Origin of the sequence: Streptomyces sp. NBC_00669 (assembly GCF_036226785.1) — a bacterium.
Classification (GTDB): domain Bacteria; phylum Actinomycetota; class Actinomycetes; order Streptomycetales; family Streptomycetaceae; genus Actinacidiphila.
In genome coordinates, this window is sequence record NZ_CP109018.1 from 5,178,769 (window position 1) to 5,203,245 (window position 24,477).

The following is a 24,477-nucleotide window of genomic DNA, read 5'->3' on the forward strand; positions in this document are numbered from 1 at the left end:
GCCGCATGGTCCGGTGCGGCGCGGGTGGGGCTGGGTGGACGGATCGGTCACCGATCAAGCGCGTCCCAGGAGTTCGACTTCCGAGAGGGTTGTGGCCGTGGGGGCGGTGAAGTCGATGCGGTAGTAGGTGTGGGCGCCCGGGGGTGTGGTGGGGGTGAAGGCCCGGGTTTGCTGGCGCCAGGGGAAGGTTTGGTGGGTGCGGCGGTCGACGACGGTCCAGTGGGTGCCGTCGTCGGAGGTGCTGAGGGTCCAGGTGGAGGGGTCGCCGTTGGGGGTGGAGCCGCTGGTGAGGGTGTACTGGTCGAGGGTTTGGGGCTGGTCGAAGTAGTAGGTGAGGGAGGTGGGGCCGGGTGGGAGGGTCGTGGAGGTGGCGGAGGTGTTGTCGAAGAGGGCGGCGGGAGCGGGGGCGCCGTTGAGGGTGGCGGTGCCGTGGGTGGGGCCGGTGAGGTCGGCGGGTGGGGTGGCCGGGTGGGGGCCGGTGGTGAGGGAGGGGGGTGCGGAGGTGGGGGAGGTGCCCCAGGTGGAGGGGTGGGGGCCCATCCGGAAGTCGATCCGGCCGCCGTGGGTGAGGTCGGCGTGGGGGAGGTAGGTCTTGTCGTAGGGCTTGCCGTCGACCGTCATGGACTGGACGTAGATGTCGCGGTCGGAGTTGCCGTGGGCGGTGAGGGTGAGGGGGCGGCCGCCGGCCGGGTGGAGGGTCACCTGGTCGTAGAGGGGGGAGCCGAGGGCGAAGGTCGGGGAGCCGGACTGGAGCGGGTAGAGGCCCAGCGCGTTGTCGATGTAGAAGGCGGACATGGAGCCGTTGTCCTCGTCGCCCGGGTAGCCCTGGCCGATGGTGCTGCCGGTGAAGAGGCGGCTCATCGCGTCGCGGACGTGCTGCGCGGTCTTGGCCGGCCGGCCGACGTAGTCGTACATGTAGGGGACGTGCATGGAGGGTTGGTCGTTGAAGGCCCACTGGCCGACCCGGTCGTCGCGGGACTCGAACATCTCGTGGTACGGCCCGCCCCAGCCGCCGCCGTACTGGGCGGTCTCCGGGGTGGCGAAGAACTGGTCGAGCTTGTCGGCCAGCCCGGTGCGGCCGCCGTACAGGTCGGCGAGGCCGTTGCCGTCCTCGGGGGCGGCGAAGGCGTAGGTCCAGCCGTCGCCCTCGGTGTAGTCGGTGGCGTTCCAGTCCAGCGGGTCGTAGGTGGCGGCGCTGTGCTCGAAGGTGCCGTCGGCGTTCTTCGGCTGGAAGAAGCCGGTGGAGGTGTCGAACAGGTCGACGTAGTGCTGGGCGCGGTCCCGGAAGTAGCGGTAGTTGTCGAGGTATTCGCGGTGGTGCGGGTCGCTCGCCGGGGTGGTCCGGTAGAGCTTCTGCGACATCTGCGAGATGCCGTAGTCGGCGAGGTAGTCCTCCAGGGAGACCGACGCGCTCGACCCGCTGGTCTGCGGGGTGTAGCCGAGGAACGTGGACTCCTGCACGTCCGGCCGGCCGGTCAGCCCCGAGGACGGCACGGTGGCGTCCTTGACGGCCGCCTCGTAGGCGCCCTGGACGTCGAAGTCGGTGACACCGCGCAGGTAGGCGTCGGCGATCGCCACGTCGGAGTTGGTGCCGCTGAAGCCGAGGTAGCCGGGCGCGGTCCACTGGCCGATCCAGCCGGCGTCCCGGTACTGCTGCACGAAACCGTCGATCATCTTGCCGGTGAGCTGCGGGTAGAGCAGCGCGTCCAGCGGCCAGGCGGTGCGGTAGGTGTCCCAGAAGCCCTCGTTGGCGTACGGCTGCCCGGACTTGATCGCGGCTCCGGTCGTCGTGGGGGTGTTGGCGCCGGCCGCGGGCGCGTAGGGGCTGGCGTAGCGGTAGTCCGGCCTCGCGGTGGTGCCTGTGTTCTCGTACAGCTCGTTCGGGTAGAGGTTGAGCCGGTACAGGCTGGAGTACAGCGAGGTGAGCTGGTCCTGGCTCGCGCCGCGGACCGTGATCACGCCGAGTGCCTTGTCCCAGGCGGCCTGCGCGGCGGCGTGCACCGCGTCGAAGCCGCGCCGCCCCACCTCCTGGTCGAGGTTGCGCCGGGCCTGGTCGACGCTGATGAAGGAGGTCGCGATCCGCATGGTGAGCTGCCGGCCGGAGCCGAGCGCGAAGGAGGTGTAGCCGCCGACGTCGGGCCCGCCGCCGCCGGTGAGGGAGCCGGTGCCGGTCATCGGCCGGTCGAAGGTCGCGTAGACGAACATCCGCGGCGCGCCCCAGAATCCGGAGACGTCCGAGTAGCCGGTGACGGTGCCGTGTGCCCGGTCCACGGTCAGCCCGCCGCTGTCGTTGACGTTGTCGAAGATCAGGCTGTCGGCGCCGGAGGGGAAGGTGAACCGCATCACCGCGGCGTGGTCGGTGGGCGTGATCTCGGTACGGATGCCGTTGTCGAACGTCACGCCGTAGTAGTCGGGTTGCGCGGTCTCGTGGTCGTGGCTGAAGGCCAGGCCGCGGGTGGTGCGGTCGGCGGTCGTTGGGGCGCTGGACGCCGACGGCATGACCTGGAACGTCTGGTGGTCCTGCACCCAGATGCTGGGCTCGTGGCTGACCCCGAACGCCTGGATCACCGGTTCGTTGGCCGCGTTGTTGTCCTGCTGGTAGGTGTAGATCGCGCTGGTGGTGCCCGCGTCGGTCTCGGGCGTCCAGAAGTTGAAGCCGTGCGGGACCGCGGTGGCCGGGAAGTCGTTGCCGCGCGAGTAGTCGCCGGAGGAGTCCGTGCCGCGCGTGGTGATCACGCAGGTGGAGGGGTGCGCGCAGTCGTTCGCCGGCGGCGCGGCCCGCACCGTGATGTCGTCGAGCCAGCCGCTGAAGTGGGCGGGGCCGCCCGGGTTGTCGTAGTCGACCAGGACGCGGGTGATGGTCTTGCCCGCGGCGACGGTGCCGAGGTCGGCGTCGACCGCGTTCCACTGCCCGGCGTGCAGGATCTCCGCCGCGCCCTGGGCGCCGGCCGACAGTCCCTTGCCGTACTGGTCGGTCGCGCCGAGCCCGCTGAGCCGGCTGCCGTCGCTGAACACCAGGTCCACCGAGACGTAAGTGCTCGGGTAGGAAAGGTCGTTGCCGGTGCGCTCGGGGAAGATCGCGTACGACAGGCGGGTGTTGTGCCGGACCGGGATCGACACCCGGTAGATCTTGTCCTCGACGCTTCCGTGGCCGGCGAGTTGCCACCCGGCGTACTTCAACGCGTGGGTGCCGGTGAAGCCGACGTCCTTCTTGAGGGTGGGGCCGGTGGACGGGCCGTCGCCGACGGACGTGGTCATCCCGGCGGTGCCGCCGTCTCCCGCGGCGAGCGCCAGCTCGGCCAACTGGCTCTTCCCGTCACCGTGGTTGGCGGACACCGCGAGCCGGTAGCGGCTGTACGTCCCCGGGTGCCGGACCGTGAAGAGCCGGGTCTCGCCGCGCTGCGGGAAGTCCTGGCCGCTCTCGCCGTCGACCACCTGCCAGCTCTTCCCGTCGTCCGACCCTTGCAGTTGCCAGGACTTCGGGTCCTGGGCGGGGGAGTCGGCCGCCGAGGTCATCGTGTAGCGCGTCACCCGGGACGCGTCGCCGAGAGTGACGGTCAGCGAGGCGGACGGGGCGCCGGCCTGCCAGGCGGTGGCCGCGTCACCGTCGGTGGCCTTGGCGGCGCCGTGGTCGGGCGGCACTTCCGAACTCGCGGTGACCGAGGTGACCGACGCCATCACCGATCCCGGCAGCGCGCCGCCGTTGTCCGGGGCGACCCCGGTTGCCAGTGGTCGGCCGTCGGGGCCGGATTCCGGTGTGCTCTGCCAGTCCGGTGCGGGGTCGGATGCCTCGAACGAGGAGGAGAAGGCGGTGCGGTCGGGGGTGCGGGATGTGGTGCCGCCCGCTGAGCTGATGGCGGCTGCCGCGTGGGCGGTTGCCGCGTGGGCGGTTGCGGCGGGTAGTGCCGCCAGGAGTATGCCCGCGAGGGCGGCGGCGGTGGCCGGCCGACGGAGTCGTCTTGGTCGAACGGTGGTACGCGAGCGGCGGACGGGTAGTGCCATGGGGAGGCTCCTCCGTTGACGTCGCGGGTAGTCTCAGTGGCGGTGGCAACGTTGTCAACAGTTGTGGCGGGGCGGGTGTGCGCTGTGGTGTGCGCGGTGTGGTGTGCGCGGGTGGTGTGTGGGGTGGGGTCGGGGGTGCGGGTCGTCCGGCCCTGCGGCGTGGGGGTCCGAAATCGCATATTTACGGGCCTGGCGGCCCACAAATATGCGGCAGCATTTCGGACCCCCACCCCTCCGGGCCGTCCTCCGGCCCGGGGTGGCTCACGCGAGGGGGCGCTTCAGGGGGATACGCGGCCGGGGGTGTTGTCTGGTGGTGGCTACACGCGGTGGAGTTGGGGGTGGAAGGGGGGTGTGTAGCGCCTGAGGTGGCGGGACTTGGCGGTGAAGAGGACGACTGTGTATACGGCGAGGATCGAGGCGAGCAGGAGGTAGTAGGTGAGGGGGAGGGTGGTCATCCCGAGGATGTGGGCGAGTGGGGGGAGGGGGAGGAGCAGGCCGATCGCCGCGAGGCCGGCCGCGGCGGTGCGGATGGGGAGCGGTGCGCGGGTGCCGGAGCGGAGGAGGACCATGACCAGTGCCTGGGTGATGAGGTTCTCGGTGAACCAGCCGGAGTGGAAGGCGGCTTGGCCGGAGATGTGGGCCGAGGCGGGGACGATCAGCGCGAGGGCCGCGAAGGTGGCGAGGTCGGCCGCGGCGTTGAGCAGGCCGAAGGCGGTGATGAAGCGGAGGAAGTCGTGGGTGCGCAGCGGGGAGGGGTGGCGCAGCGCGTCCGGGCCCGGCTGGTCGTAGGCGAGGGCGAGTTGGGCGGCGTCGAAGCAGAGGTTCTGCAGGAGGACCTGGGCCGGGAGCATCGGCAGGAAGGGGAGTAGCAGGCCGGCCACGAGCATCGCGATGACGTTGCCGAGGTTGGAGGAGAGCGCGATCCGCAGGTAGGTGGCGATGGTGCCGGTGGAGTGCCGGCCGGCGGTGATGGTGTGGTCGATGGCGGTGAGGTCCTTGGCCGCGAGGACGACGTCGGCCGCCTCCCGGGTGACATCGACGGCGTCGCGCGGGCAGATGCCGACATCCGCTGCGTGTAGCGCCGGCAGGTCGTTCACGCCGTCGCCGAGGAAGCCGGTGGTGTGCCCGGCCGCCCGTAGTGCCCGCACCACCCGGACCTTGTGCTGCGGGGTGCAGCGGGCGAAGACCGTGGTGTGCTCGGCCTGCCGCGCGAGGTCCGTATCGTCCATACCGTCGATACGGTCGCCGGTGAGCAGGGTGCCGGGCTCCAGACCGAGGTCGCGGCAGACGCGGGCGGCGGTGCCCGGGTGGTCTCCGGTCAGCACCTTGACCGCGACGCCCCGGTCGGCGAGCGCTGCCAGCGCGTCGGCGGCGGTGTCGGCGGGCGCGTCCCGCAGCACGACGAACCCCGCGAAGGTCAGCGCCTGTTCGTCGGCGGGGCCGTAGTCGCCCAGCCGGGCGGGGCGTTCGGCGACGGCGACCGCGAGCAGCCGTAGTCCCTGCGCTGCCTGGCCCGCGGCAAGCGCGAGCAGACGCTCCCGCTCGCTGTCGTCGAGGTCCCGTTCCCCGGTGGTGGGGTTCTTTCGGGCCGGAAGGAGGGTGGTGGGGTTGGGGTCCGGTTCTGCGGTGGTGGTGTTGCGGTCCGGCAGGGCGGTGGTGGGGGTGGGGTCCGGTTCCCCGGTGGTGGGGTTGCGTTCCGGAAGGAGGGTGGTGGTGTTCTTGCGGTCCGGCAGGGCGGTCGTGGGGTTGGGGTCCGGCTGGAGTTCCCGTACGGTGCCGGACTGCTCCGCGGGGGCCGCGCGCAGCCGCGTGCAGTGGCGTAGTACCTCCTCTACGGAGCCCTTGGTGACCAGGGTGTGCAGGCCGCGGTGGCCCGGGCGGCGGACGACCGCGGTGGCGAGGCGGCGCACCGGGTCGAAGGGCAGTGCGGCTACTCCGTCGTAGGCGTCGTACGCGGTGAGGCTGTCGGCGGGTGGTTCGGCTGATGCGGTGGCGGCGTCCAGGACCGCCTCGTCCAGGGCGTCCGGGGCGGGCAGGTCGGCGAGTTGGAGTGTCCACAGGCTGTTGACGGCCGCCCAGTGCAGGACTTCGGGGTCGGGACGGCCGAACGCGTCCAGGGAGCTGTCGAGGACGGGCTGGTCGCAGGTGAGGGTGCCGGTCTTGTCCGTGCAGAGGACGTCGATCGCACCGACGTTGTGCAGTGCGGGAAGCCAGCGGACGATGACGTCGTGGTCGCGGGCGAGGGCGGCGGCCTTGCGGGCGAGCACGGTGGTGACGACCACCGGCAGCATCTCGGGGGTCAGCCCGACCGCCACCGCCACCGCGAACGGCAGCGTCTCCAGCCCCCGGCCGCGCAGCGCGGCGTCGGCCAGCAGCACCAGCGGCGGGGTCAGCAGCATGAACCGGATGAGAATCCAGGAGATCCCGTTGACCGCGCGGTCGAACGCGGACTCCCGGCGCCGCCCGGGACCGCGGTAGGCGCGGGCGAACTCGGTGGCCGCCCCGGTCGCCGTGACCAGCGCGGTGCCGCTGCCCGAGGCCACGCTGCTGCCCTGGAAGCAGGCGTGCGCGCGCTCGAACATGCCGGCGGCGGCGCGCGGCACGTCGTCGGGCCGCTTGGCCGCGGGGGCGGACTCGCCGGTGAGCGCGGCCTGGTGCAGGGTCAGGTTCTGGGTGCGCAGCAGCCGTACGTCGGCGGGGATCACGTCGCCCGGGCCCAGCCGGATGACGTCGCCCGGCACCAGCAGGACGACGGGGATCTCGCGGAAGCGGGGGGCCGCGCCGGGGGCGGATCTGCGCTGGACGGTCGCGGTGGCGGCGACCAGGTGCCGCAGCCCGTCCGCCGACCGGTCGGCCTGGTACTCCGTGCGGGACCGCAGCGCGCTGCTGACCAGGACGAGCACGGTGATCACGCAGGCGGTGCCCCACGCCGTGACCAGCGCGGAGACCAGCCCGAGGCCCAGCAGGATCGCGGTGAACGGGTCGCGCAGGGAGCGGGCGTAGCGCCGGGGCCAGGAGGCGGGGCGCCAGCCGGGGATGCTGTTCTCGCCGTAGCGGGCGAGGCGTTCCTCGGCCTCGGTCTCGGTCAGCCCGCGCGGGCCGCTCTCCAGGCCGCGCAGTACTTCGAGGGCCGTGGCGTCCGCGAGGTCGTCGCGTTGCGGGGCGGCCAGGGGGCGGGCGGAGCCGGCGAGCCTGTCAGGCGCCCAGGCCACGGACGCCTCGCGCCGGGGTGGGGCGCTCGGCGAGCTGACCGACCATCAGCCGCACCACGGTCACCACGTCCGGGTCGTCCACCAGGTAGACCTGTCTGCGGCCTTCGCGCCGGGCATGCACCAGACCGGCGAGCTTCAGCTTGGCCAGGTGCTGGCTGACCGCAGGAAGCGTGGCGCCGACCCGCTCGGCCAGTCCCGTGACGTCGCAGTCGCCCTGCGCCAGAATCCAGACGATGTGCAGGCGCATCGGAGAGGCCAGCAGACCGAAAGCCGCGGCCACGCTCTGCAGCACCTCTGCAGATGGCTCGCCCAGCTGTCCGCCAGACCTTGTCACGTGAACCTCCCTGACCGCGGCAATGTGCAGGCACCAGGGTACGCACCCGCGATTGCCGCGCTTCCCGCGCGAACGGGCGGCGGGCAGGTCCCCGGCCGCTCCCGGGTCCGCGGCCCGGTACGGGTCCCCAAGTCCGGTCTCGCGCAGGGGCCTCGGGCTTGGCTCCCGGGTACGGCTCCGGGGCCGGTCGTGGGGCCGGCCCTTGAGCGACTCCGGGGACGACATCATTGCACCATTACGCAATCACGCAAGCCGACTGACTATGCTGGAGGAGGCAGGGCCGGACCGGGCGGCGGGCCGGCTCGTGGTGCGGGGCAACGGGAGGCGGACGATGCGCGGCGACGAGCGGTGGGCAGGCCCGCACCGGGCCGACTTCACACGGGTGCTGGACCAGGCGCTGCGCGGCGAGGAGATCCTCGGGGCGGTGCGCGGCCGGCGGCCCGGCGGCCCCACCGTCGAGCAGCTGCGGGCCCGCGCCCTGAACGCGATGGCCGCGATCACCGCGACGGCGGCCCCCGAGTACGCCCAATACGCCGCGCTGCGCGACGCCTTCCCCTCGCTGCCGGCCGGGCAGGACGGGGAAGACGGGGAGGACGGGCAGGACAGGGAGGACGGTCACGACTCCCCGTCCGGCGCCGGCGCCGGACGCGCAGCCCGCGGGCCCGGCCTGTTCGCGCCCTTCGCCGTCCTGGTGCCGATGCTCAGCGGCACCGCCGCCGTGCTCTTCCTGGTGCTGGGATACGGACTGCGGGCCGCCGGCGACGTCGGCGGCGCGGGCACGCCGCTGATCGACATCGGGTACGCGGTCGCGGGTGTGTTCGGTGTCGCGCTGGTGGTCGGCGGGGTGGGCCTGATGCTCACCGCCCGGCGGGACGCCGCCGAGGCCCGCGCCGCCCAGCAGGTGGCCCGGGCCCGCGCGGCCTGGCGGCAGGCACTGCTGGTGCGCGGCGTCCTCCCCTATCTACGGCAGCAACTCGCCCACGGCGCAACGGCGGCGCCCTTCCGCACCGCGGCACCCGGACCGCCGGGCGAAGGTGGGGGCCAGGGCGACCTCGACGGCTCCGGCCTGGTCGTGAGGCGGCCGCGGCTGGGTTTCGGCAGCCCCGGCTTCACCAGCCCGGGCAGCAACGGCCCCGCCGGCGGCCCCGCTTGAGCGTCGATGGGCGTGGGGGCGGTCCTGCCCGGGCGGCAACGGGCCTGCGGGCGCGCCTGTTTGACGTCGATGGGCCTGCGGGCGCGCCTGCTTGAGCCGCAACGGCCCCGCAACGGCCCCGCTTGAGCGGTGCCCCGGTGCCGGCTCACCCTCCGGACGAGGGGCCGCCGTAGGAGAGGTCGTCGCAGGGGCTGTCGCTCGCCGAGCGGGGCGGGCTGGTGTCCTCCGGCGGGGCCGCGGAGGCGGAGTGGCCGGCGTAGTCCGGGCCGAGGATCAGCCGGACGCCGTAGCCGGTCGCGACGGGCAGGAGCCGCGCCCCGGGGAACAGCCGGGCGACGGCGGCCGCTTGGGCCTGGTCGCCCTCGCCGTATTCGACGACGGTGGTGGTCGGCGCCTGGCCGGGGGCGTTGCCGGTGCGGGTGACGGTGAAACCGGCGGTGGTCAGGGCCGCGGCCGCCTGCGCGGCGAGGCCGGAGACGGTGGTGCCGTTGTCCACCGCGACGCTGATGCCGGCGCCGGGTGCGCCCGTCGGGGCCGGGGTGGCGGAGGGGTGCGGCGCGGGCGCGGTGGTGGCCGCCGGCAGCGGGCGGTTGGCGCGCAGGTCGGCCCAGAGCCGGTCGACCGCCGGGTGGACGAGGGCGACGCGCGGGCCGTCGTAGCGCCAGGGGGCGGTGACGAACTGGACGTTGTGCAGGTCGATGTCCTTCAGCGACAGCGCGAACTTCAGCAGGTTCGGCACGGAGCCGAGTCCCGAATCGACGGTGAGCGAGCGGACGGCGGCGTTCGCCAGCGGCAACAGCACGGTCGGGTCGAAGCCCTTGGCCTTGACCTTCTTGAAGAGGCTTGCCAGGAAAGCCTGTTGGCGCTTCATCCGGCCGATGTCGGAGCCGTCGCCGATGCCGTGCCGGATACGGACGTAGTCCAGCGCCCGCTGTCCGGACACGGTCTGGAGGCCCTGGTGGAAGAGCAGCGCGCCGCGCGTGGCCCGGCCCGGGCTGAGGTCCTTCTGGTAGACGTCCTGCGGCAGGCAGACCTGGACGCCGCCGACCGCGGCGGTCATGGCGGCGAACCCGGCGAAGTCCACCACCACGGTGTGGTCGACGCGCAGGCCGGTCAGGTGCTCGACGGTGTTCTGCGTGCACGCCGGATTGCCGTCCGCGGTCAGCCCGGTGGCGAAGGCGCCGTTGAACATGGTGCTCTTCTGCGGCGCCGACCACGTGCCGTCCGGCAGGAGGCAGGGCGGGATGTCGACCAGGGTGTCGCGCGGGATCGAGACGCCGACCGCGTGCCGCCGGTCGGCGTAGACGTGCAGCAGGAGGGTGGTGTCGGAGCGCCCCACCGTGCCTTTCCCGCCGCCGAGTCGACGGTTCGTCCCGGCGCGCGAGTCCGAGCCGATGAGCAGGATGTTCTGGCCGTCGCCGGAGGCGGGCCGCTCGCCGCTGATGCCGTCCGCGGTGAACGTGTGCGGGTCGGCACTCGCGTGCAGGGCGATCCAGCCGCACCCGGAGACCAGCAGCACCAGCGCGGAGACCACGCTCGCCACGACCGTGCCCCGGCGGCTCCGCCGGCGCCGGGCCGCGGCCGCAAGTTCCTCACGACGTCCAGGACTTCCGCTGTGACGACCCGGCATATGCTCCCTCTTCGACGCCGAATGATCCGGATTCTCCGGTTTTCCCGTTTCCCGATTGCGCAACCTAGCAATCTTTGTCGGGCCGGAAGGGCGTCTGCGCGTGCTGTCACCCGGTGGTGTCAACTCGCTTCGGGGCCGGTACGTATCGGGGGAGATCCGGGTCGGACGGCCGTGCGGGTCGTACGGCTCGCACGGGCGTGCGGCTCGGGCGTCCAGCCGCTGGCCGCCCGCTGACCCGCCGCCGCCCGCCCGCCACTTGCCCGCCCGGCTCAGGGGCTCGCGCCGTCCCAGCCGTAACGCAGGGGCAGCGGGCCGGCCTTGCGGCGGTAGACCGACACCGCCGCCACGCTCACCTCCGGCGCGCCCTCCTCCACCGGGCAGTCCACGGTGACTTGGAGCACCTTGGGGCGCCCGGTCACCCGTATCCGCGTGCCGTCCGCCGGTCCCCCCTCCAGCTCGGCCGTCTCCCAGGTCACCGGCACCCTCCCGCTTCGCCTCGCCGCCTGCTGCATGGCGAACACTTTAGAGCTTGCGTAAGCCGGGAACCATGGCGACCATGAACACCCTCTACGGGGCGGGGGGCGTCGTGCCGCGTACGGGGTCGGCTGCGGGCCCCGGGCGCCCGGTGTGGCGCGGATCACCTGTGTCGCTCACGTCACTGGCACCACTCGCGTCACCGCATCGCCCGCGTGATCCGTGCGCCGCCGCATCGCCCAGCCCTCCGGCGGGAGCCGTACTTCGAGAGCGGGCGCAGCTCGCCCCGTTCGCCGTCCACTGCGGGCCGGCGGGCCGGGGCGGCCTCGCTGCCCGGCGCTCGGGTGACCCGGGCCGGCCGGCCCGAACTCATCGGGTCCGCACAGGGGCATGACCTATCCTTGCCGCATTGCGCAAGCGTGAAAACGGAGTGGAGTCACCGCTTCACTGGTCGTAACCGGCCGCGGGCCTCGCGAGGACTGCTCGGACAAGGGAGTGGGAGATGAGTGATCCCTGGGACAGGCCGGCCGGCGGCCCGCCGGAGGGCCGGGTGCCGTACGACCGCGCACCGCAACCGCCGGGGCCGCGCGGCGGCTCCCACGATGCCGGACCCGGCGACCGGGGCTCCCGCGCCCGTGGCGGCGACCCGGACCCCGGGGACTCCGGCGGCGGGATATCCGGCGGGCGGGCCGCGGCCCGGGCGGCGGCGCACGGCCGGGGCGGGTCGCGGCGGCGCGGCGGCAGCCGGGCGAAGCGCCGCAGCGGAGGGCGGCGGTTCCTGCGGATCGCGGCGATCACCGTGTCGTTGCTGGTGGTGGTCACCGCCGGCGCCGGCTGGTGGTTCTACCAGCACCTGAACGGCAACATCACCAGCGTCTCGCTCACCAACGGCGTCGGGAAGGACAGCGCCGGCAAGGAGAAGGCGGACGCCTTCGGCCGGACCCCGATCAACATCCTGGTGATGGGCAGCGACGGCCGTACCTCGACCGAGGACTGCAAGCTGGGCGGCGGCTGCGCCAAGACCGGCGTGCAGAGCGGGGGCAACGCGGACGTGGAGATGGTGCTGCACATATCCGCCGACCGCTCCAACGCCACCGTGATGAGCATCCCGCGCGACACCGAGGTCGACGTGCCGGCCTGCACCGACCCCAAGACGGGTGCGAAGACCGCCGGTTACCACGGCATGATCAACAGCGCGCTGGCGTACGGGCAGGCGTGCCAGGTGGCCACCGTCCACCAGCTGACGAACATCCCCATCGACCACTTCATCCAGGTCGACTTCTCCGGCGTGGTCAGCATGTCCGACGCGGTCGGCGGCGTGCCGGTCTGCGTCAGCGGCGACGTGTACGACACGTACTCCCACCTGAAGCTCTCCAAGGGCACCCACACCCTCAAGGGCGTGGGCGCGCTGGAGTTCCTGCGCTCGCGGCACGGCTTCGGGGACGGCAGCGACCTCGGGCGCACCTACGCCCAGCACGCCTTCCTCAGCTCGCTGATCCGCAAGTTCAAGAGCGCGGGCACCCTGACCAACCCCGAGGCCGTCTACAAGCTGGCGAACGCCGCCACCAAGGCGCTCACCGTGGACACCGGGCTGGGCAGCGTCAAGAAGCTCATCGGGCTGGCCGACGACGTGAACAAGGTGCCGTCCAAGCGGATCACCTTCACCACCATGCAGACCGCGCCCGACCCGAGCGACTCCAACCGGGTCGTGGTGGGCGCCGGCGCGCAGACGCTCTTCTCCACCATCGCGGGCGACCAGGCGCTGACCACCGCCGGCGGTGGCAAGTCCGCGGCGGCCAAGGCGACCGCGAGCCCGTCGGCCACCGCGGTGCCCGCCTCGCAGGTCACGGTCAGCGTGCGGAACGGCACCACCGTCGGCGGGCGGGCCGGCGACATCGCCGGCGCGCTGGTCAAAAAGGGCTTCGACCCGGCCACCAGCAGCGGCAACGCCGACGCCACGGCCACCACGACCCTGACCTACGGCCCCGGGCAGAAGGGCCAGGCGCAGACCGCGGCCAAGGCGCTCGGGCTGCCGTCGTCGCACCTGAAGCAGGGCACGGCGGCCGGCGTCACGCTGGTGATCGGCTCCGACTGGTCCAGCGGCACCAGCTTCCCCGGCGGCAGCGGCACGGCCTCCGCCGGCGACACGAAGACCGCGCTGGCCAACGCGCACCCCGAGACCGCGGACAAGTCGTCGTCCTGCGCCGAGGTCAGCACGTACAAGACGGTCGAGATCAACGGCGTCCCGATGACGCCGGGGCAGGCGTACGCGGCCTCTCCGGGGAAGAAGGACTCCGACGACTGACGGGCCGGGCCGAAAAGCTTGAGCTCTTACGCAAGCCGGGAACCGTGGCACGCCGTGCGGCGTCGGTTCCGGCAAGCAGCCGAACACGGAACGACGAGGACAACCGGAGGTAGTTCGTGGGCGTGACTTTGTCCAAGGGCGGCAACGTCTCACTGAGCAAGGAGGCGCCGGGGCTGACCGCGGTCACCGTCGGGCTGGGCTGGGACGTGCGCACCACCACCGGTGCCGACTACGACCTGGACGCCTCGGCCCTGCTGTGCGACACGGCCGGGAAGGTGCTGTCGGACCAGCACTTCGTCTTCTTCAACAACCTCGCCAGCCCGGACCACTCGGTCGAGCACAGCGGGGACAACCTCACCGGCGGCGGCGACGGCGACGACGAGCAGATCAAGGTCAACCTCGCGGGTGTCGCGCCCCAGGTGGACAAGATCGTCTTCCCCGTCTCCATCTACGAGGCCGAGGGGCGCGGCCAGAGCTTCGGCCAGGTCCGCAACGCCTTCATCCGGATCGTCAACCAGGCCGACGGCCGCGAACTGGCGCGCTACGACCTGACCGAGGACGCCTCCACCGAGACCGCCATGGTCTTCGGCGAGCTGTACCGGCACGGCCCGGAGTGGAAGTTCCGCGCCATCGGCCAGGGGTACGCCTCCGGCCTGGCCGGCATCGCGAGCGACTTCGGCGTCAACGTCTGAGCCGACGGGCCCGGCCGGCCTCGGCCGCCGGGCCCGCCCCGGCCCGCCCGGGTTACCCTCGCAGCGGGTGACCCGACCGATGAGGAGGCGAGCGTGGCCGGCGGACGCAGCATCTGGCCGTGGCTCGCCGTCGCGGGCCTGGTCGCCGCCTTCCTGGCGGTCGGCCACGGACACGGCGACCACGACGCCGACGCGCGGAGCACCGCCCCGCACAGCACGGCGGCGCCCACGACATCGGCCCCGACCCGGTCCGCGACACCGGACCCGAACGACCCGGCGCAGTTCGCCGGGCCCGTCGTCAAGTACGCCCGGCAAGCCGGTGTGCACGCCCAGTTGCTGATGGCGATCCTCTACAACGAGTCGTACAAGCCGCACGACCCCGCCTTCGAGCGCGCCTGGCAGAAGTCGAAGCCCGACGCCGCGTTCGGCATCGCCAACATGCACCGTGCCGCGTTCGACGACACCAAGCGCGGCCGGCCGTTCGCGAACCGCAGCTGGGAGGAGCTCCCGGACCACCCGGACCTGGCGATCCAGGCGGCCGCCTGGTACCTGCACGACCTCCAGGCCCAACTCCCCGCGCACCGCACCGGCGCGTACACCACCGACCAGTTGCTCGCGCTCGGCTACAACACCGGCACCGGCAACATGCGGCTGTTCGCGGAGGGCACCAGCCCCGGCTCGCAGGCCCGTTCCTATCTCGACACCCTCCGCGGCAACTGGTCCAAGGCGGCGCAGGCTCTCAAGTAGCCTTCCCGAAAAGGCGGTCGGCCTTCGCACAACGTTCACAAACGCGCTGGTGCGGGGCGGGACGGCCGCCCGTACCCCGAACCAGTCGGCACGCATCCGGGCAAAGTACCGAGCCCGGAAGGGCGTTCGCCGGGGAATTGCGCGGGCATTGTACTGACGTCGCGTCAGGATTTCACGTGCCAGCGGCACTTGCGCGCCCCGTGGCTGATCATGGTGGTACGATCGGCCCGCTTGCCAGGCTAGCCAATGAGCGTGCAGGACAGACGGCGATCGGGTCGAGAGGGTCCACCACACCGAGGAGCACCATGCCGCAGTCGGGCATACGGGCGCTCTTAGTTGTGCCGACCCGTCTGCGCTGCCGCCGGCAAGGCGCGTGCGACGCCCCGGGTCGCGCGGGTGCCTTAGCGGCACCCTCGCACATCAGTACCCCCCGGACGCAGAGACGCAGCCCCCCTTAAGTCCCTGGTGGTCGTCTAGTCGCTTGAAGAGAGTCTCATGACGCATTACATACAGGACCCGGCGCTCTGGGCTCTGATCGCCGGCGCGCCGTTCGCCGCAACCGTCATACTCCGCGGGCGGAAAGCGCGGGCCAGACTGCGGACCGAGAACGCCGAGTTGGAGAGCCGCTACGCGGAACTCGAGGGCGGCTACTCCGAGTCGGTGCAGGAAGCCCGGGTCCGCGCGGAGGACGCCACCAAGAGCGCGCTCAAGTCGGCCATGCGGACCCTCCAGGGCCTGGCCAACGAGCAGCAGGTGGCCATCTCCAAGGCCCAGGACAAGTTCGGCGAACACCACGTCCTCCAGGACCTCCTGGAGATCGACCACATGAACTCGCAGTTCGGCCGGCGTGCGCAGTCCATCGCCGTGCTCTGCGACGGGTGGCTGGGCCGGCAGCGGGTCGCCGCGTCGGTCTACGACGTGGTGCGCAGCGCGAAGGGCCGTATCCGGCACTACACGCGGGTCGAGATCCGTTCGCAGACCAACTTCGCCCTGATCGGCCGCGCCGTCGAGCCCGTGGCGCTGGCCCTCGCCGAGCTGCTGGACAACGCGACCAGCTACTCGGCCCCCGACACCCCGATCGACATCACCACCCGCACTGTGCCCAAGGGTGTCTGCATCATCATCGACGATGCCGGTGTCGGTATGAACGAGGAGGAGAAGGCGCGCGCCGACGAGCTGCTGTCCGGCCAGGGCCCGGCGGGCGTCGCCGGACTGGGCAACCCGCCGCAGTTCGGTTTCGCGGTCATCGGCGTGCTCGCCCAGCGGTACGGCTTCAACGTGTCCGTCGACTCCTCCTCCCCCTACGGCGGCGTACGCGCGGTGGTGCTTCTTCCCGAGGAGCTTCTGACCAACATGCCCGAGCCGAAAGAGCCGCCGGCCTCCCGTACCCCCGCTCCCAACGGGGTGGCCGCCGGGGCTGCCGCGCCGGCGGAGCGGCCGTCCAGCTCGACCCCCGGCGGTCTGCCGAGACGGAGCCGGAAGGGATCGATCTCCATCGTGCCGAGTGCGGACGCCCCCGCGCCCCCCACCCGGACGAACGAGGAAGCCGCTTCGATCATGGGCGCCTTCCAGCTCGGCACACAGTCCGGGCGCTCCGCACAAAGGGAAGGGCATGAACCGCAGTGAACAACGACCTGTCATGGATGCTTGAGAGTGCCCTGGAGGTCCCCGGGGCGCGCCACGCGATCCTGATCTCCGCCGACGGGCTGCTGATGGCCCGCTCGCAGCAGGTCAGGAAGGACGAGGCCGACACCGTCGCCGCGGCCATGAGCGGCATCCAGTCGCTGAGCCGCACGATGGGCAGCTTCTGCGGCGGCCCGGACATGGTCTGGCGCCAGACCCTGGTGGAGTTCGACGGCGGCTGGGTCTTCCTCATCTCCGCCGGTGCGGGCGCCTATCTGGCCGTCTCGTCCGCTCCGGACGTCGACATGGCGGCCATCACCTTCCGGATGCAGCAACTCGTCGGCCAACTCGGCAAGGTCCTGACCGCGCCGCCTCGCGAAAACACGAGTACCCAGGTATGAACGAATCGGATGAGCCCGTAGCGCAGTCCACGGATTTAGTGCGACCGTACGTCATCACGAACGGTCGCGGCCTGCCGGCCGACGACCAGTTCAACCTCATCACCCTGGTCACCGCGTCCGATCAGCCGCGTCCGGTCCATCTCGACCCGGAGAAGCACAGTGTCCTGGACCTGTGTTCGGGCGGCATGCTCTCGGTGGCCGAGATAGCCGGGCACATGAAGCTTCCGATCGGCATCATCAAGGTGCTGCTCTCCGACCTGTCGTCGGAGGGCTACCTGGTGGTCCGGCCCCCGGTGCCTCGTGCCCAACTCGCCGACGTATCGCTCCTTCAGGAGGTGCTGAATGGGCTCCAGGCCCGATTCGGCTGATGGCGTCTATCTCGACGGAGCGGTGAAGACCGCGGCCAAGATCCTGGTCGTGGGGCACTTCGCGGTCGGAAAGACGACGTTCATCGGCACCATGTCCGAGATCCCGCCGCTGCGCACCGAGGAGCGGATGACCCAGGCCGGCGCCCTGGTCGACGACCTCAAGGGAGTGCGGGGGAAGACCACCACCACGGTGGCCATGGACTTCGGCCGCATCACGCTGAGCGAGCAACTCGTGCTGTACCTCTTCGGAACGCCCGGGCAGGAACGCTTCGTCCAGGTGTGGGAGGACATGACCCGAGGCGCGCTCGGCGCGTTGATCCTGGTCGACCCGGAGCGGCTCAAGGAGTCCTTCCCCGTCATCGACCTCGTCGAACAATACGGGCTTCCCTACGCGATTTCCGTCAATCACTTCGACGACACGCCGGTCCGCTCCGACGACGAGTTGCGCGACGCCCTCGACCTGCTGCCCGAAACCCCCATCGTCACTTGCGATGCCCGCGACCAGAAATCGTCCGCCGACGCTTTGATCGCCCTGGTCCGGTATCTCCAGACGCGTACCGCTAGGAGCACCACGTGAGTACCGACTCAGGCTTCCCCTCCCCTCCGCCCGGCTGCCCCGCACACGGCCGAGTGCCCCTGCACGGCCCCGAGTTCCAGGCGGACCCCGACTCGTACTACGCCTGGATGCGCAACTTCGGCCCCACCGCGCCGGTGGAGCTGGCGCCCGGGGTGAACGCCACCCTCGTCACGGACTACTCGGCGGCGCTGCAACTGCTCCAGGACCCCGACACCTTCCGGAAGGACTCGCGCCGCTGGCGCGCCTTCAACGAGGGCAAGGTCAACCCGAACAGCCCGGTGGTGCCGCTGCTCGCCTACCGGCCGAACTGCATGTTCACCGACGGCGCGGACCACCTGCGGCTGCGCCAGGCCGTCACGGACACCATGGCCCGGGTGGACAGCCACCTGCTGAAGCGGAACGTGGACCGGGTCTCCCGGTACCTGATCGAGCAGTTCAGCACCCGCGGCTCGGTCGACCTGCTCAACGACTACGCCAAGCTGCTGCCGCTCTTCGTCTTCAGCGAGCTGTTCGGCTGCCCCGCCGACATCGGCGACCGGGTCATCTTCGGCATCAACGGCATCTTCGACGGCATCAACGCCGAGAAGGCCAACGAGGTGCTCGGCCAGTCCGTCGCCGAGCTGGTCGCGCTGCGGCGGGCGCAGCCGGGTGATGACGTGACGTCATGGCTCATGCAGCACCCGGCGAAGCTCACCGACGAGGAGATGGTCCACCAGCTGATCCTGCTGCTGGGCTCCGGTGCAGAGCCGTTGCGCAACCTCATCGGCAACGGACTGTGCCTCATCCTCTCCGACGACCGGTTCTCCGACGGCGGGCTGCTGGTCGAGGACGCCATCGACGAAGTGCTGTGGAACAACCCGCCGATGTCCAACTACGCGCCCCACTACCCGGTGGCCGACATCGAGTTCGCCGGGCGCCGGATCGACGCGGGCGAGCTGGTGCTGGTCAGCTTCGCGGCGGCCAACACCGACCCGGCGCTGTCCGGCTCGCGCCAACTGCTCAGCAAGCGCGCCCACCTGGCGTGGAGCACCGGCCCGCACGGCTGCCCGGCGAAGGACCCGGCCCAGCTGATCACGATCGCGGCCATCGAGAACCTGCTCAACCAGCTCCCGGACATCGAGCTGGCGGTGCCGGTGGACAGCCTGACCTGGCGGCCGGGGCCGTTCAACCGCGCGCTGGCCGCGCTGCCCGCCCGGTTCGCGCCGATACGGGTGGACAAAGGCCCGCAGACCGGGGCGCAGGGGAAGCCTGCGGCGACGGCCGGACAACAGGGCCCATCGCAGGGCAAGGCGCAAAAGGGAGGCTTGTGGAGTTCGTTCCTGGCCTGGTGGAAGGTGTGATCCAGCCGCGGAAGTGGCCAAAAAGCATGCGTGATTCAGGTCACGACGCGCATATGCCTGCAACTCACATGATCGTTCGACGGGACGGGTAGTCACCTGGGCGAAAATCGTTGGCCAGGACTAAAGGAGTTGTCACCGTGCCTGCTGCCGCCGATCCGCCCGTACCGCTACGACCGGCTGTTTTACCCCTACCCCGACCGTCGGATGTTCACTCCGGATCATCGAACATTTGTTCTCATCCCGAGTACCTGTGCGTGCCGGGGGATGCGCCGCCCGCCGAACCCGCCCTCCGGGGCGGGTCTCTTTTCGCCCACCACGGGCGTGTTCCGGCATATGCCATCGCGAGGGGAGGGCTCCGATGACCGGCGGCCGTTCCCCGATCCGCGACTTCGCCGGCTCCGGCCTCTCCCGGCTGGAGCCGGCCCAGCTCGGCGGTCTCGTCACCGGGCAGCTCGCCCGGCTGTGCGAGGTGGTGCGGCTGGACCGTGCGGACACGGAGACCTATGTCGAGGTCCTCGCCGACAGCCTCGGCCCGGCGGCCGAACGGTCGTTGGCGCTGCCCCCGCCCTCGCCTACCTTGCTCTCCGACGACCACACGCCGGTCGAGTACTCGCTGGCGTTCCTGCCCGGCTCCACGCCGGCCCTGCGGGTGCTGCTCGAACCCGGCTGCGGCAGCGGGGACCTGGCGGCGAACGGGCGTACCGGCCTGCGGGTGATCCGCGAGATGGCGGACCGCTGGAACTTCTCCACCGACCAACTCGACCGGCTGGAGGACCTGTTCTTCCCGGCCGCACCCGCCGGGGCGTTCGCCCTGTGGTGCGCGCTGGAACTGCGGCCCGGCGGCGTCCCCGCGGTGAAGGTCTACCTCAGCCCGGCCGCCAACGGCCGGGACCGGCGCGCGGAGACCGTACGGGAGGCGCTCGCCCGGCTCGGCCACCGGCAGGCGTTCGACGCGCTGCCGCCGGCCGACGACTTCCCCTTCGTCGCGCTCGACCTCGGCGCGTGGCAGGCGCCGCGGGTGAAGGTCTACTGCACCCACGAGAGCCTCGCCGCCGAGCAGGCCGGCGCGTACTCCCGCCTCGCGCCCGACGAGGGCCGGGACCAGACGATGGGCTTCTTCCACACGATCGCCGGCACCGGCAACGACGGCGCGGGCGGCGCCGCCGACGATGCCCGGGGGCCGCTCACCCGGCGCGCCCTGACCTGCCACTCCTTCACCGAGACGGCGACCGGCCTGCCCAGCGGCTTCACGCTGCACATGCCCGTGCGGACGTACGTCGAGCACGACGGACAGGCGCGCGAGCGGGCGGTGGCGGTGCTGCGCCGCTACGGCATGGACAGCGCCGCACTCGACCGCGCGCTGGCCGCGGTGACCACCCGCCCGCTGAGCGACGGGGTCGGGCTCGTCGCCTACGTGGCGCTGGTCCACCAGCGCGGCCAGGCCCCGCGGGTCACCGTCTACGTCTCCTCGGAGGCGTACGAGGTGCAACCGCCCCGTTGAACCGCTCCCCACCCGTGCCGGTCACGGGATCGGGCGCTGACACACCCGCAACACCACTTCGCACGACAGAAAGACAGGAGCAGCGGTCTGCATGGAGCCGTACCGGATCAAGGTAGTGGAACCCATCCCCGTCACGACGCGGCAGCAGCGTGAGGAAGCGCTGAAGCGCGTGCACTACAACCTGTTCGACCTGCGGGCGGAGGAGGTGACCATCGACCTGCTGACCGACTCCGGCACCGGCGCGCTGTCGGCCGCGCAGCAGGCCGCCGGCATGGCGGGCGATGAGTCCTACTCGGGCTCGCGCTCCTTCTACCGGTTCCACGACACCATCACCGAGCTGACCGGCTACTCCCACATCCTGCCGGTCCACCAGGGCCGGGCAGCCGAACGCGTGCTGTTCACCACGCTGTTGGAGCCCGGCAAGCTGGCGCTGTCCAACACGCACTTCGACACCACCCGGGCCAACGTCGAGCTGGCCGGCGCCGAGGCGCGCGACCTGCCGTGTCCCGAGGCGCGGAACCTGGACAGCACCCACCCGTTCAAGGGCAACATCGACCTGGACGAGCTGCGCCGCACGCTCGCCGGGCCGGAGGGCTCCCGGGTCGCGATGGTGGTCGTCACCATCACCAACAACGGAGGCGGCGGGCAGCCTGTCTCCATGGAGAACCTCAAGCAGACGTCCGCGCTGTGCCGCGCGCACGGCGTGCCCTTCTTCCTGGACGCCGCCCGGTTCGCCGAGAACGCCTGGCTGGTCACCCGGCACGAGCCCGGCTACGCCGACCGCACCCCCCGGCAGGTCTCCGAGGAGGCGTTCCGGCTGGCGGACGGCTGCGTGATGAGCGCGAAGAAGGACGGCATCGTCCACATCGGCGGGTTCATCGGGCTCAACGACCCGGACCTCGCCCAGCGGTGCGAGCTGCTGCTCATCGCCACCGAGGGCTTCGCGACCTACGGCGGCCTGGCGGGGCGCGACCTGGACATGATCGCCCAGGGGCTCACCGAGGTGACCGAGCCGTCCTACCTCGCCGAGCGGGCCGACATCGCCTCGCACCTCGCCCACCGGGTGCGCTCGGCGGGCGTCGACATCCTCGAACCGCCCGGCCTGCACGCGCTCTACCTCAACGCGGGGCGGCTGTTCCCGCACATACCCGCCCACAACTACCCGGGCCACGCGCTGTCCGTCCAGCTCTACCTCGAAGGGGGCATCCGCTCGGCCGAGTTGGGCTCCCTCTACCTCGGTGAGGAGGACGAGGACGGCAACCCGGTGAAGAGCGCGCCCTACGAGCTGGTCCGGCTCGCCCTGCCGCGCCGCGTCTACACCCGCAGCCACTACGACCACGTCGGCGAGACCCTGGCGAAGATCACCAAGAACGCCGACAGCGTCTACGGGTTCCGGATCGTGGACCAGTCCCCGATCCTGCGCCACTTCCGCGCGACCCTCGCCCCGGTCCCGGTGACCGGCTGACCTGGTTCGACGCAGCACCGTTCGCGGCCCGGGCCTGGGTGATGGCCCGGGCCGCGGGCATGCGCGGGGAGCGCCGACGCGCGCGGGGGAGCGGGGCGGCCGACCGGCAGGGGCCGGCGCGAGGGAGAGGCGTCGGGTAGTCCTCAGGGAGGAGGGGCGCGCACCTTGTCGTGCGTTCTCACCAGGCGGAAGTGACGGCAGCCGCACGACGCGCCGGCGGGGTCCCGAAGGACAGCCTTGGCAGTGCCCGAGACCATGACCCCGGAGAGGCATTCGCTGTGGCTACCCTCCTTTACCGACTGGGCCGTACCGCCTTCCGGCGGCGCCGGCTCGTCGCCCTGCTGTGGGCGGTGGTCCTCGTCGCGGTCGGGGTCGGGGCCGCCAAGGCGCCGGCCACCGGTGACAGCGGCACCACCTTCATGCCCGGCATCGAGGCGCAGAAGGCGTTCGACCTGATCGGGCAGCGGTTCCCGGGTGCCGACGCCGACGGCGCCACCGCCCGGATCGTCTTCATCGCGCCCGGCGGCGAGAAGGTCACCGCCGCCGACCACCGCGCCGCGATCGACACGCTGGTCTCCGAGGCCGCCGGTGAACCCCAGGTGGACAGCGCCGTCAGCCCGTTCAAGGCCCACGCGGTGAGCAAGGACGCGTCCACCGCCTACGCGACGGTCACCTACAAGGTCAAGGCCGACGACGTCAGCGACGCGAGCAAGGACGCCCTGGAGGGCGCCGTCTCGCAGGCCCGCGACAGCGGCCTCACGGTCGAGGTGGGCGGCACCGCGCTGGCCACCCAGCCCGCTGCCGGCGGCTCCGCGGAGGTGATCGGCATCGCCCTGGCCGCCGTGGTGCTGCTGGTCACCTTCGGGTCGCTCGCGGCCGCCGGGCTGCCGCTGCTCACCGCCGTCATCGGCGTCGGGATCAGCATGTGCGCCATCCTCGCGCTCGGCAGCACCTTCGGGCTCGACCTGACCACGGGCACGCTGGCGTCCATGCTCGGGCTCGCGGTCGGGATCGACTACGCGCTGTTCGTCATCTCCCGCTACCGGGAGGAGCGGGCGCGCGGTCGCGACCCGCAGGAGGCGGCGGGCCGCGCGGTCGGCACCGCGGGCTCCGCGGTGGTCTTCGCCGGGCTCACCGTCGTGATCGCGCTGGCCGGGCTGTCGGTGATCGGCGTGCCGATGCTGACGAAGATGGGGTTGTGCGCGGCCGGGGCGGTCGTCACCGCCGTGCTCATCGCGCTGACCCTGGTCCCCGCGCTGCTCGGCATGTGGCCGAACGCGGTGCTGGCCCGCAGGACCCGCAAGGCGGGCGGGGCACGGAAGGCGGGCCGAACACGCAAGGCGGCCCGGGGCCGTGAGGCGGGCGAGGTGGGCCGGGCGCGCGGGACCGCCACGGGCGGAGCCACCGCCCAGGACCAGGCCGGCGACCGTGACAACGGCGGCGCCCGGTGGGCCCGGTTCGTGCAGCGCCGCCCGCTGGCGGTGCTGCTGGTGGGCGTGGCCTGCCTGGGAGCGCTGGCGCTGCCCGCCACCCACCTGGACATGGGCATGCCCGGCGACGAGGCCAAGCCCACCTCCACCACCGAGCGGCGGGCCTACGACGCGCTCGCGCACGGCTTCGGCGCCGGGTTCAACGGTCCGCTGACGGTCGTGGTCGACGCCAAGGGCGCGCACGACCCGCGGTCGGCCGTCCAGGACGTCACCGCGACGATCGAGCGGACCGCCGGCGTGGTGTCCGTCTCGCCCGCGCGGTTCAACGCGGCCGGCGACACCGCGCTGTTCTCGGCCGTGCCCGCCACCGGCCCGAGCGACCAGGCCACCAAGGACATCGTGCGGACGATCCGCGCGGAGCGGCCCGCCCTGGCGGCGGACACCGGGGCGACCTACGAGGTCACCGGCACCACCGCGATGAACATCGACGTCGCCGGCGCCCTCCAGGACGCGCTCGTGCCCTACCTCGGCGTCATCGTCCTGCTCTCGCTCGCCCTGCTCCTGCTGGTCTTCCGCTCCCTGCTGGTGCCGCTGAAGGCGGCCCTCGGGTTCCTGCTGTCGGTGCTGGCCTCGCTCGGCACCGTGGTCGCGGTCTTCCAGTGGGGCTGGGGCGCGCGGCTGCTCGGCGTCGAGCAGACCGGCCCGATCATGAGCCTGATGCCGATCTTCCTGGTGGGCATCGTCTTCGGCCTCGCCATGGACTATGAGGTCTTCCTCGTCGCCCGCATGCGGGAGGCGTACGTCCACGGGGAGCGGCCCGCGCAGGCGGTCGTGAGCGGGTTCCGGCACAGCGCCAGGGTGGTGACCGCGGCGGCGGTGATCATGATCGCGGTCTTCTCGGGGTTCGTCGGGTCCGACGAGTCCATGATCAAGACCATCGGCTTCGGGCTGGCCGTCGCGGTGCTCCTGGACGCGTTCGTGGTCCGCATGGCGCTGGTCCCGGCCGTGCTGGCGCTGCTCGGCGCCAAGGCGTGGTGGCTGCCGCGATGGCTCGACCGGGCGCTGCCACGGATCGACGTCGAGGGCACCGGGCTCACCGCGAAGTCCGGGGCGTCCGGGGCGTCCGGGGACCCAGGGGCGTCCGGGCCCGCGGCGGAGGCGGGGGAGAGCGGGGCGCTGCCGCAGGAGCCGGCCCGTACCTGAGCGGCGGACCCGGGCCGCGC

17 protein-coding genes are annotated in these 24,477 nt (G+C 72.1%); 12 read left to right on the forward strand and 5 right to left on the reverse strand.

Going from position 1 to position 24,477, the window contains the following annotated elements; all coding sequences use genetic code 11:
- Window positions 1-54 precede the first annotated feature (54 nt).
- The 3 genes from OG896_RS21735 to OG896_RS21745 form a co-directional block, all read right to left on the reverse strand.
- Window positions 55-4,002, reverse strand: coding sequence for a GH92 family glycosyl hydrolase (locus OG896_RS21735; RefSeq protein WP_329367800.1), 3,948 nt, complete (start codon window positions 4,000-4,002; stop codon window positions 55-57).
- A 317-nt stretch (window positions 4,003-4,319) separates the two neighbouring features.
- Entirely contained in the window at window positions 4,320-7,214 is a 2,895-nt protein-coding gene (locus tag OG896_RS21740; RefSeq protein ID WP_443057134.1) for an HAD-IC family P-type ATPase, read from the reverse strand.
- Window positions 7,198-7,548 (reverse strand): ArsR/SmtB family transcription factor, encoded by a 351-nt coding sequence (locus OG896_RS21745; RefSeq protein WP_329367802.1) that lies wholly within the window; start codon window positions 7,546-7,548, stop codon window positions 7,198-7,200. The genes OG896_RS21740 and OG896_RS21745 overlap by 17 nt, the downstream gene beginning before the upstream one ends.
- A gap of 331 nt (window positions 7,549-7,879) precedes the next feature.
- Here OG896_RS21745 and OG896_RS21750 point away from each other — a divergent pair, with 331 nt between their 5' ends.
- A complete protein-coding gene (locus OG896_RS21750) occupies window positions 7,880-8,701 on the forward strand; it encodes a hypothetical protein (RefSeq protein WP_329367804.1) in 822 nt (273 codons plus the stop codon).
- 145 nt (window positions 8,702-8,846) lie between these two features.
- Here OG896_RS21750 and OG896_RS21755 read toward each other — a convergent pair whose 3' ends face one another.
- Both OG896_RS21755 and OG896_RS21760 read right to left on the reverse strand, forming a co-directional pair.
- Window positions 8,847-10,331 carry an LCP family protein gene (locus OG896_RS21755; protein WP_329367806.1) on the reverse strand — a complete coding sequence of 495 codons (1,485 nt, stop codon included), beginning with the start codon at window positions 10,329-10,331 and terminating at the stop codon, window positions 8,847-8,849.
- Between the two features lie 269 nt (window positions 10,332-10,600).
- Window positions 10,601-10,807, reverse strand: a complete 207-nt coding sequence (locus tag OG896_RS21760) for a hypothetical protein (RefSeq protein ID WP_329367808.1) — start codon at window positions 10,805-10,807, stop codon at window positions 10,601-10,603.
- Between the two features lie 500 nt (window positions 10,808-11,307).
- Between OG896_RS21760 and OG896_RS21765 the strand changes: the two genes are divergently transcribed.
- The 11 genes from OG896_RS21765 to OG896_RS21815 all read left to right on the forward strand — a co-directional run bounded on the left by OG896_RS21765 (window position 11,308) and on the right by OG896_RS21815 (window position 24,457).
- Window positions 11,308-13,110 (forward strand): LCP family protein, encoded by a 1,803-nt coding sequence (locus OG896_RS21765; protein WP_329367810.1) that lies wholly within the window; start codon window positions 11,308-11,310, stop codon window positions 13,108-13,110.
- A 116-nt stretch (window positions 13,111-13,226) separates the two neighbouring features.
- Window positions 13,227-13,802: a TerD family protein gene (locus tag OG896_RS21770; protein WP_328465631.1), complete on the forward strand. Its 576-nt coding sequence runs from the start codon at window positions 13,227-13,229 to the stop codon at window positions 13,800-13,802.
- 93 nt (window positions 13,803-13,895) lie between these two features.
- A complete protein-coding gene (locus tag OG896_RS21775; RefSeq protein WP_329367813.1) occupies window positions 13,896-14,549 on the forward strand; it encodes a transglycosylase SLT domain-containing protein in 654 nt (217 codons plus the stop codon).
- Between the two features lie 495 nt (window positions 14,550-15,044).
- Window positions 15,045-16,175, forward strand: a complete 1,131-nt coding sequence (locus tag OG896_RS21780; protein WP_329367815.1) for an ATP-binding protein — start codon at window positions 15,045-15,047, stop codon at window positions 16,173-16,175.
- On the forward strand, window positions 16,172-16,573 hold the full coding sequence (locus OG896_RS21785) for a roadblock/LC7 domain-containing protein (RefSeq protein WP_329367817.1): 402 nt from the start codon (window positions 16,172-16,174) through the stop codon (window positions 16,571-16,573). The genes OG896_RS21780 and OG896_RS21785 overlap by 4 nt, the downstream gene beginning before the upstream one ends.
- On the forward strand, window positions 16,570-16,941 hold the full coding sequence (locus tag OG896_RS21790) for a DUF742 domain-containing protein (protein WP_328465623.1): 372 nt from the start codon (window positions 16,570-16,572) through the stop codon (window positions 16,939-16,941). Before OG896_RS21785 ends, OG896_RS21790 begins: the two co-directional genes overlap by 4 nt.
- Entirely contained in the window at window positions 16,916-17,518 is a 603-nt protein-coding gene (locus OG896_RS21795) for a GTP-binding protein (protein ID WP_328465621.1), read from the forward strand. Before OG896_RS21790 ends, OG896_RS21795 begins: the two co-directional genes overlap by 26 nt.
- Entirely contained in the window at window positions 17,515-18,858 is a 1,344-nt protein-coding gene (locus OG896_RS21800) for a cytochrome P450 (RefSeq protein WP_329367820.1), read from the forward strand. Before OG896_RS21795 ends, OG896_RS21800 begins: the two co-directional genes overlap by 4 nt.
- 358 nt (window positions 18,859-19,216) lie before the next feature.
- Complete coding sequence (locus tag OG896_RS21805; protein WP_329367822.1) at window positions 19,217-20,359, forward strand: tryptophan dimethylallyltransferase family protein; 1,143 nt, start codon at window positions 19,217-19,219, stop codon at window positions 20,357-20,359.
- Window positions 20,360-20,450: 91 nt separating this feature from the next.
- Window positions 20,451-21,824 (forward strand): tryptophanase, encoded by a 1,374-nt coding sequence (locus OG896_RS21810; protein WP_329367824.1) that lies wholly within the window; start codon window positions 20,451-20,453, stop codon window positions 21,822-21,824.
- Between the two features lie 278 nt (window positions 21,825-22,102).
- Window positions 22,103-24,457 carry an MMPL family transporter gene (locus tag OG896_RS21815; protein WP_329367826.1) on the forward strand — a complete coding sequence of 785 codons (2,355 nt, stop codon included), beginning with the start codon at window positions 22,103-22,105 and terminating at the stop codon, window positions 24,455-24,457.
- Window positions 24,458-24,477 lie beyond the last annotated feature (20 nt).

Excerpts from the sequence above, each read along its gene's own strand:
- OG896_RS21790 (WP_328465623.1), top strand. The coding sequence starts at position 16,570 with ATGAACGAATCGGATGAGCCCGTAGCGCAGTCCACGGATTTAGTGCGA.
- OG896_RS21755 (WP_329367806.1), bottom strand. The coding sequence starts at position 10,331 with ATGCCGGGTCGTCACAGCGGAAGTCCTGGACGTCGTGAGGAACTTGCG.
- OG896_RS21795 (WP_328465621.1), top strand. The coding sequence starts at position 16,916 with ATGGGCTCCAGGCCCGATTCGGCTGATGGCGTCTATCTCGACGGAGCG.
- OG896_RS21805 (WP_329367822.1), top strand. The coding sequence starts at position 19,217 with ATGACCGGCGGCCGTTCCCCGATCCGCGACTTCGCCGGCTCCGGCCTC.
- OG896_RS21750 (WP_329367804.1), top strand. The coding sequence starts at position 7,880 with ATGCGCGGCGACGAGCGGTGGGCAGGCCCGCACCGGGCCGACTTCACA.
- OG896_RS21735 (WP_329367800.1), bottom strand. The coding sequence starts at position 4,002 with ATGGCACTACCCGTCCGCCGCTCGCGTACCACCGTTCGACCAAGACGA.
- OG896_RS21810 (WP_329367824.1), top strand. The coding sequence starts at position 20,451 with ATGGAGCCGTACCGGATCAAGGTAGTGGAACCCATCCCCGTCACGACG.
- OG896_RS21780 (WP_329367815.1), top strand. The coding sequence starts at position 15,045 with ATGACGCATTACATACAGGACCCGGCGCTCTGGGCTCTGATCGCCGGC.
- OG896_RS21765 (WP_329367810.1), top strand. The coding sequence starts at position 11,308 with ATGAGTGATCCCTGGGACAGGCCGGCCGGCGGCCCGCCGGAGGGCCGG.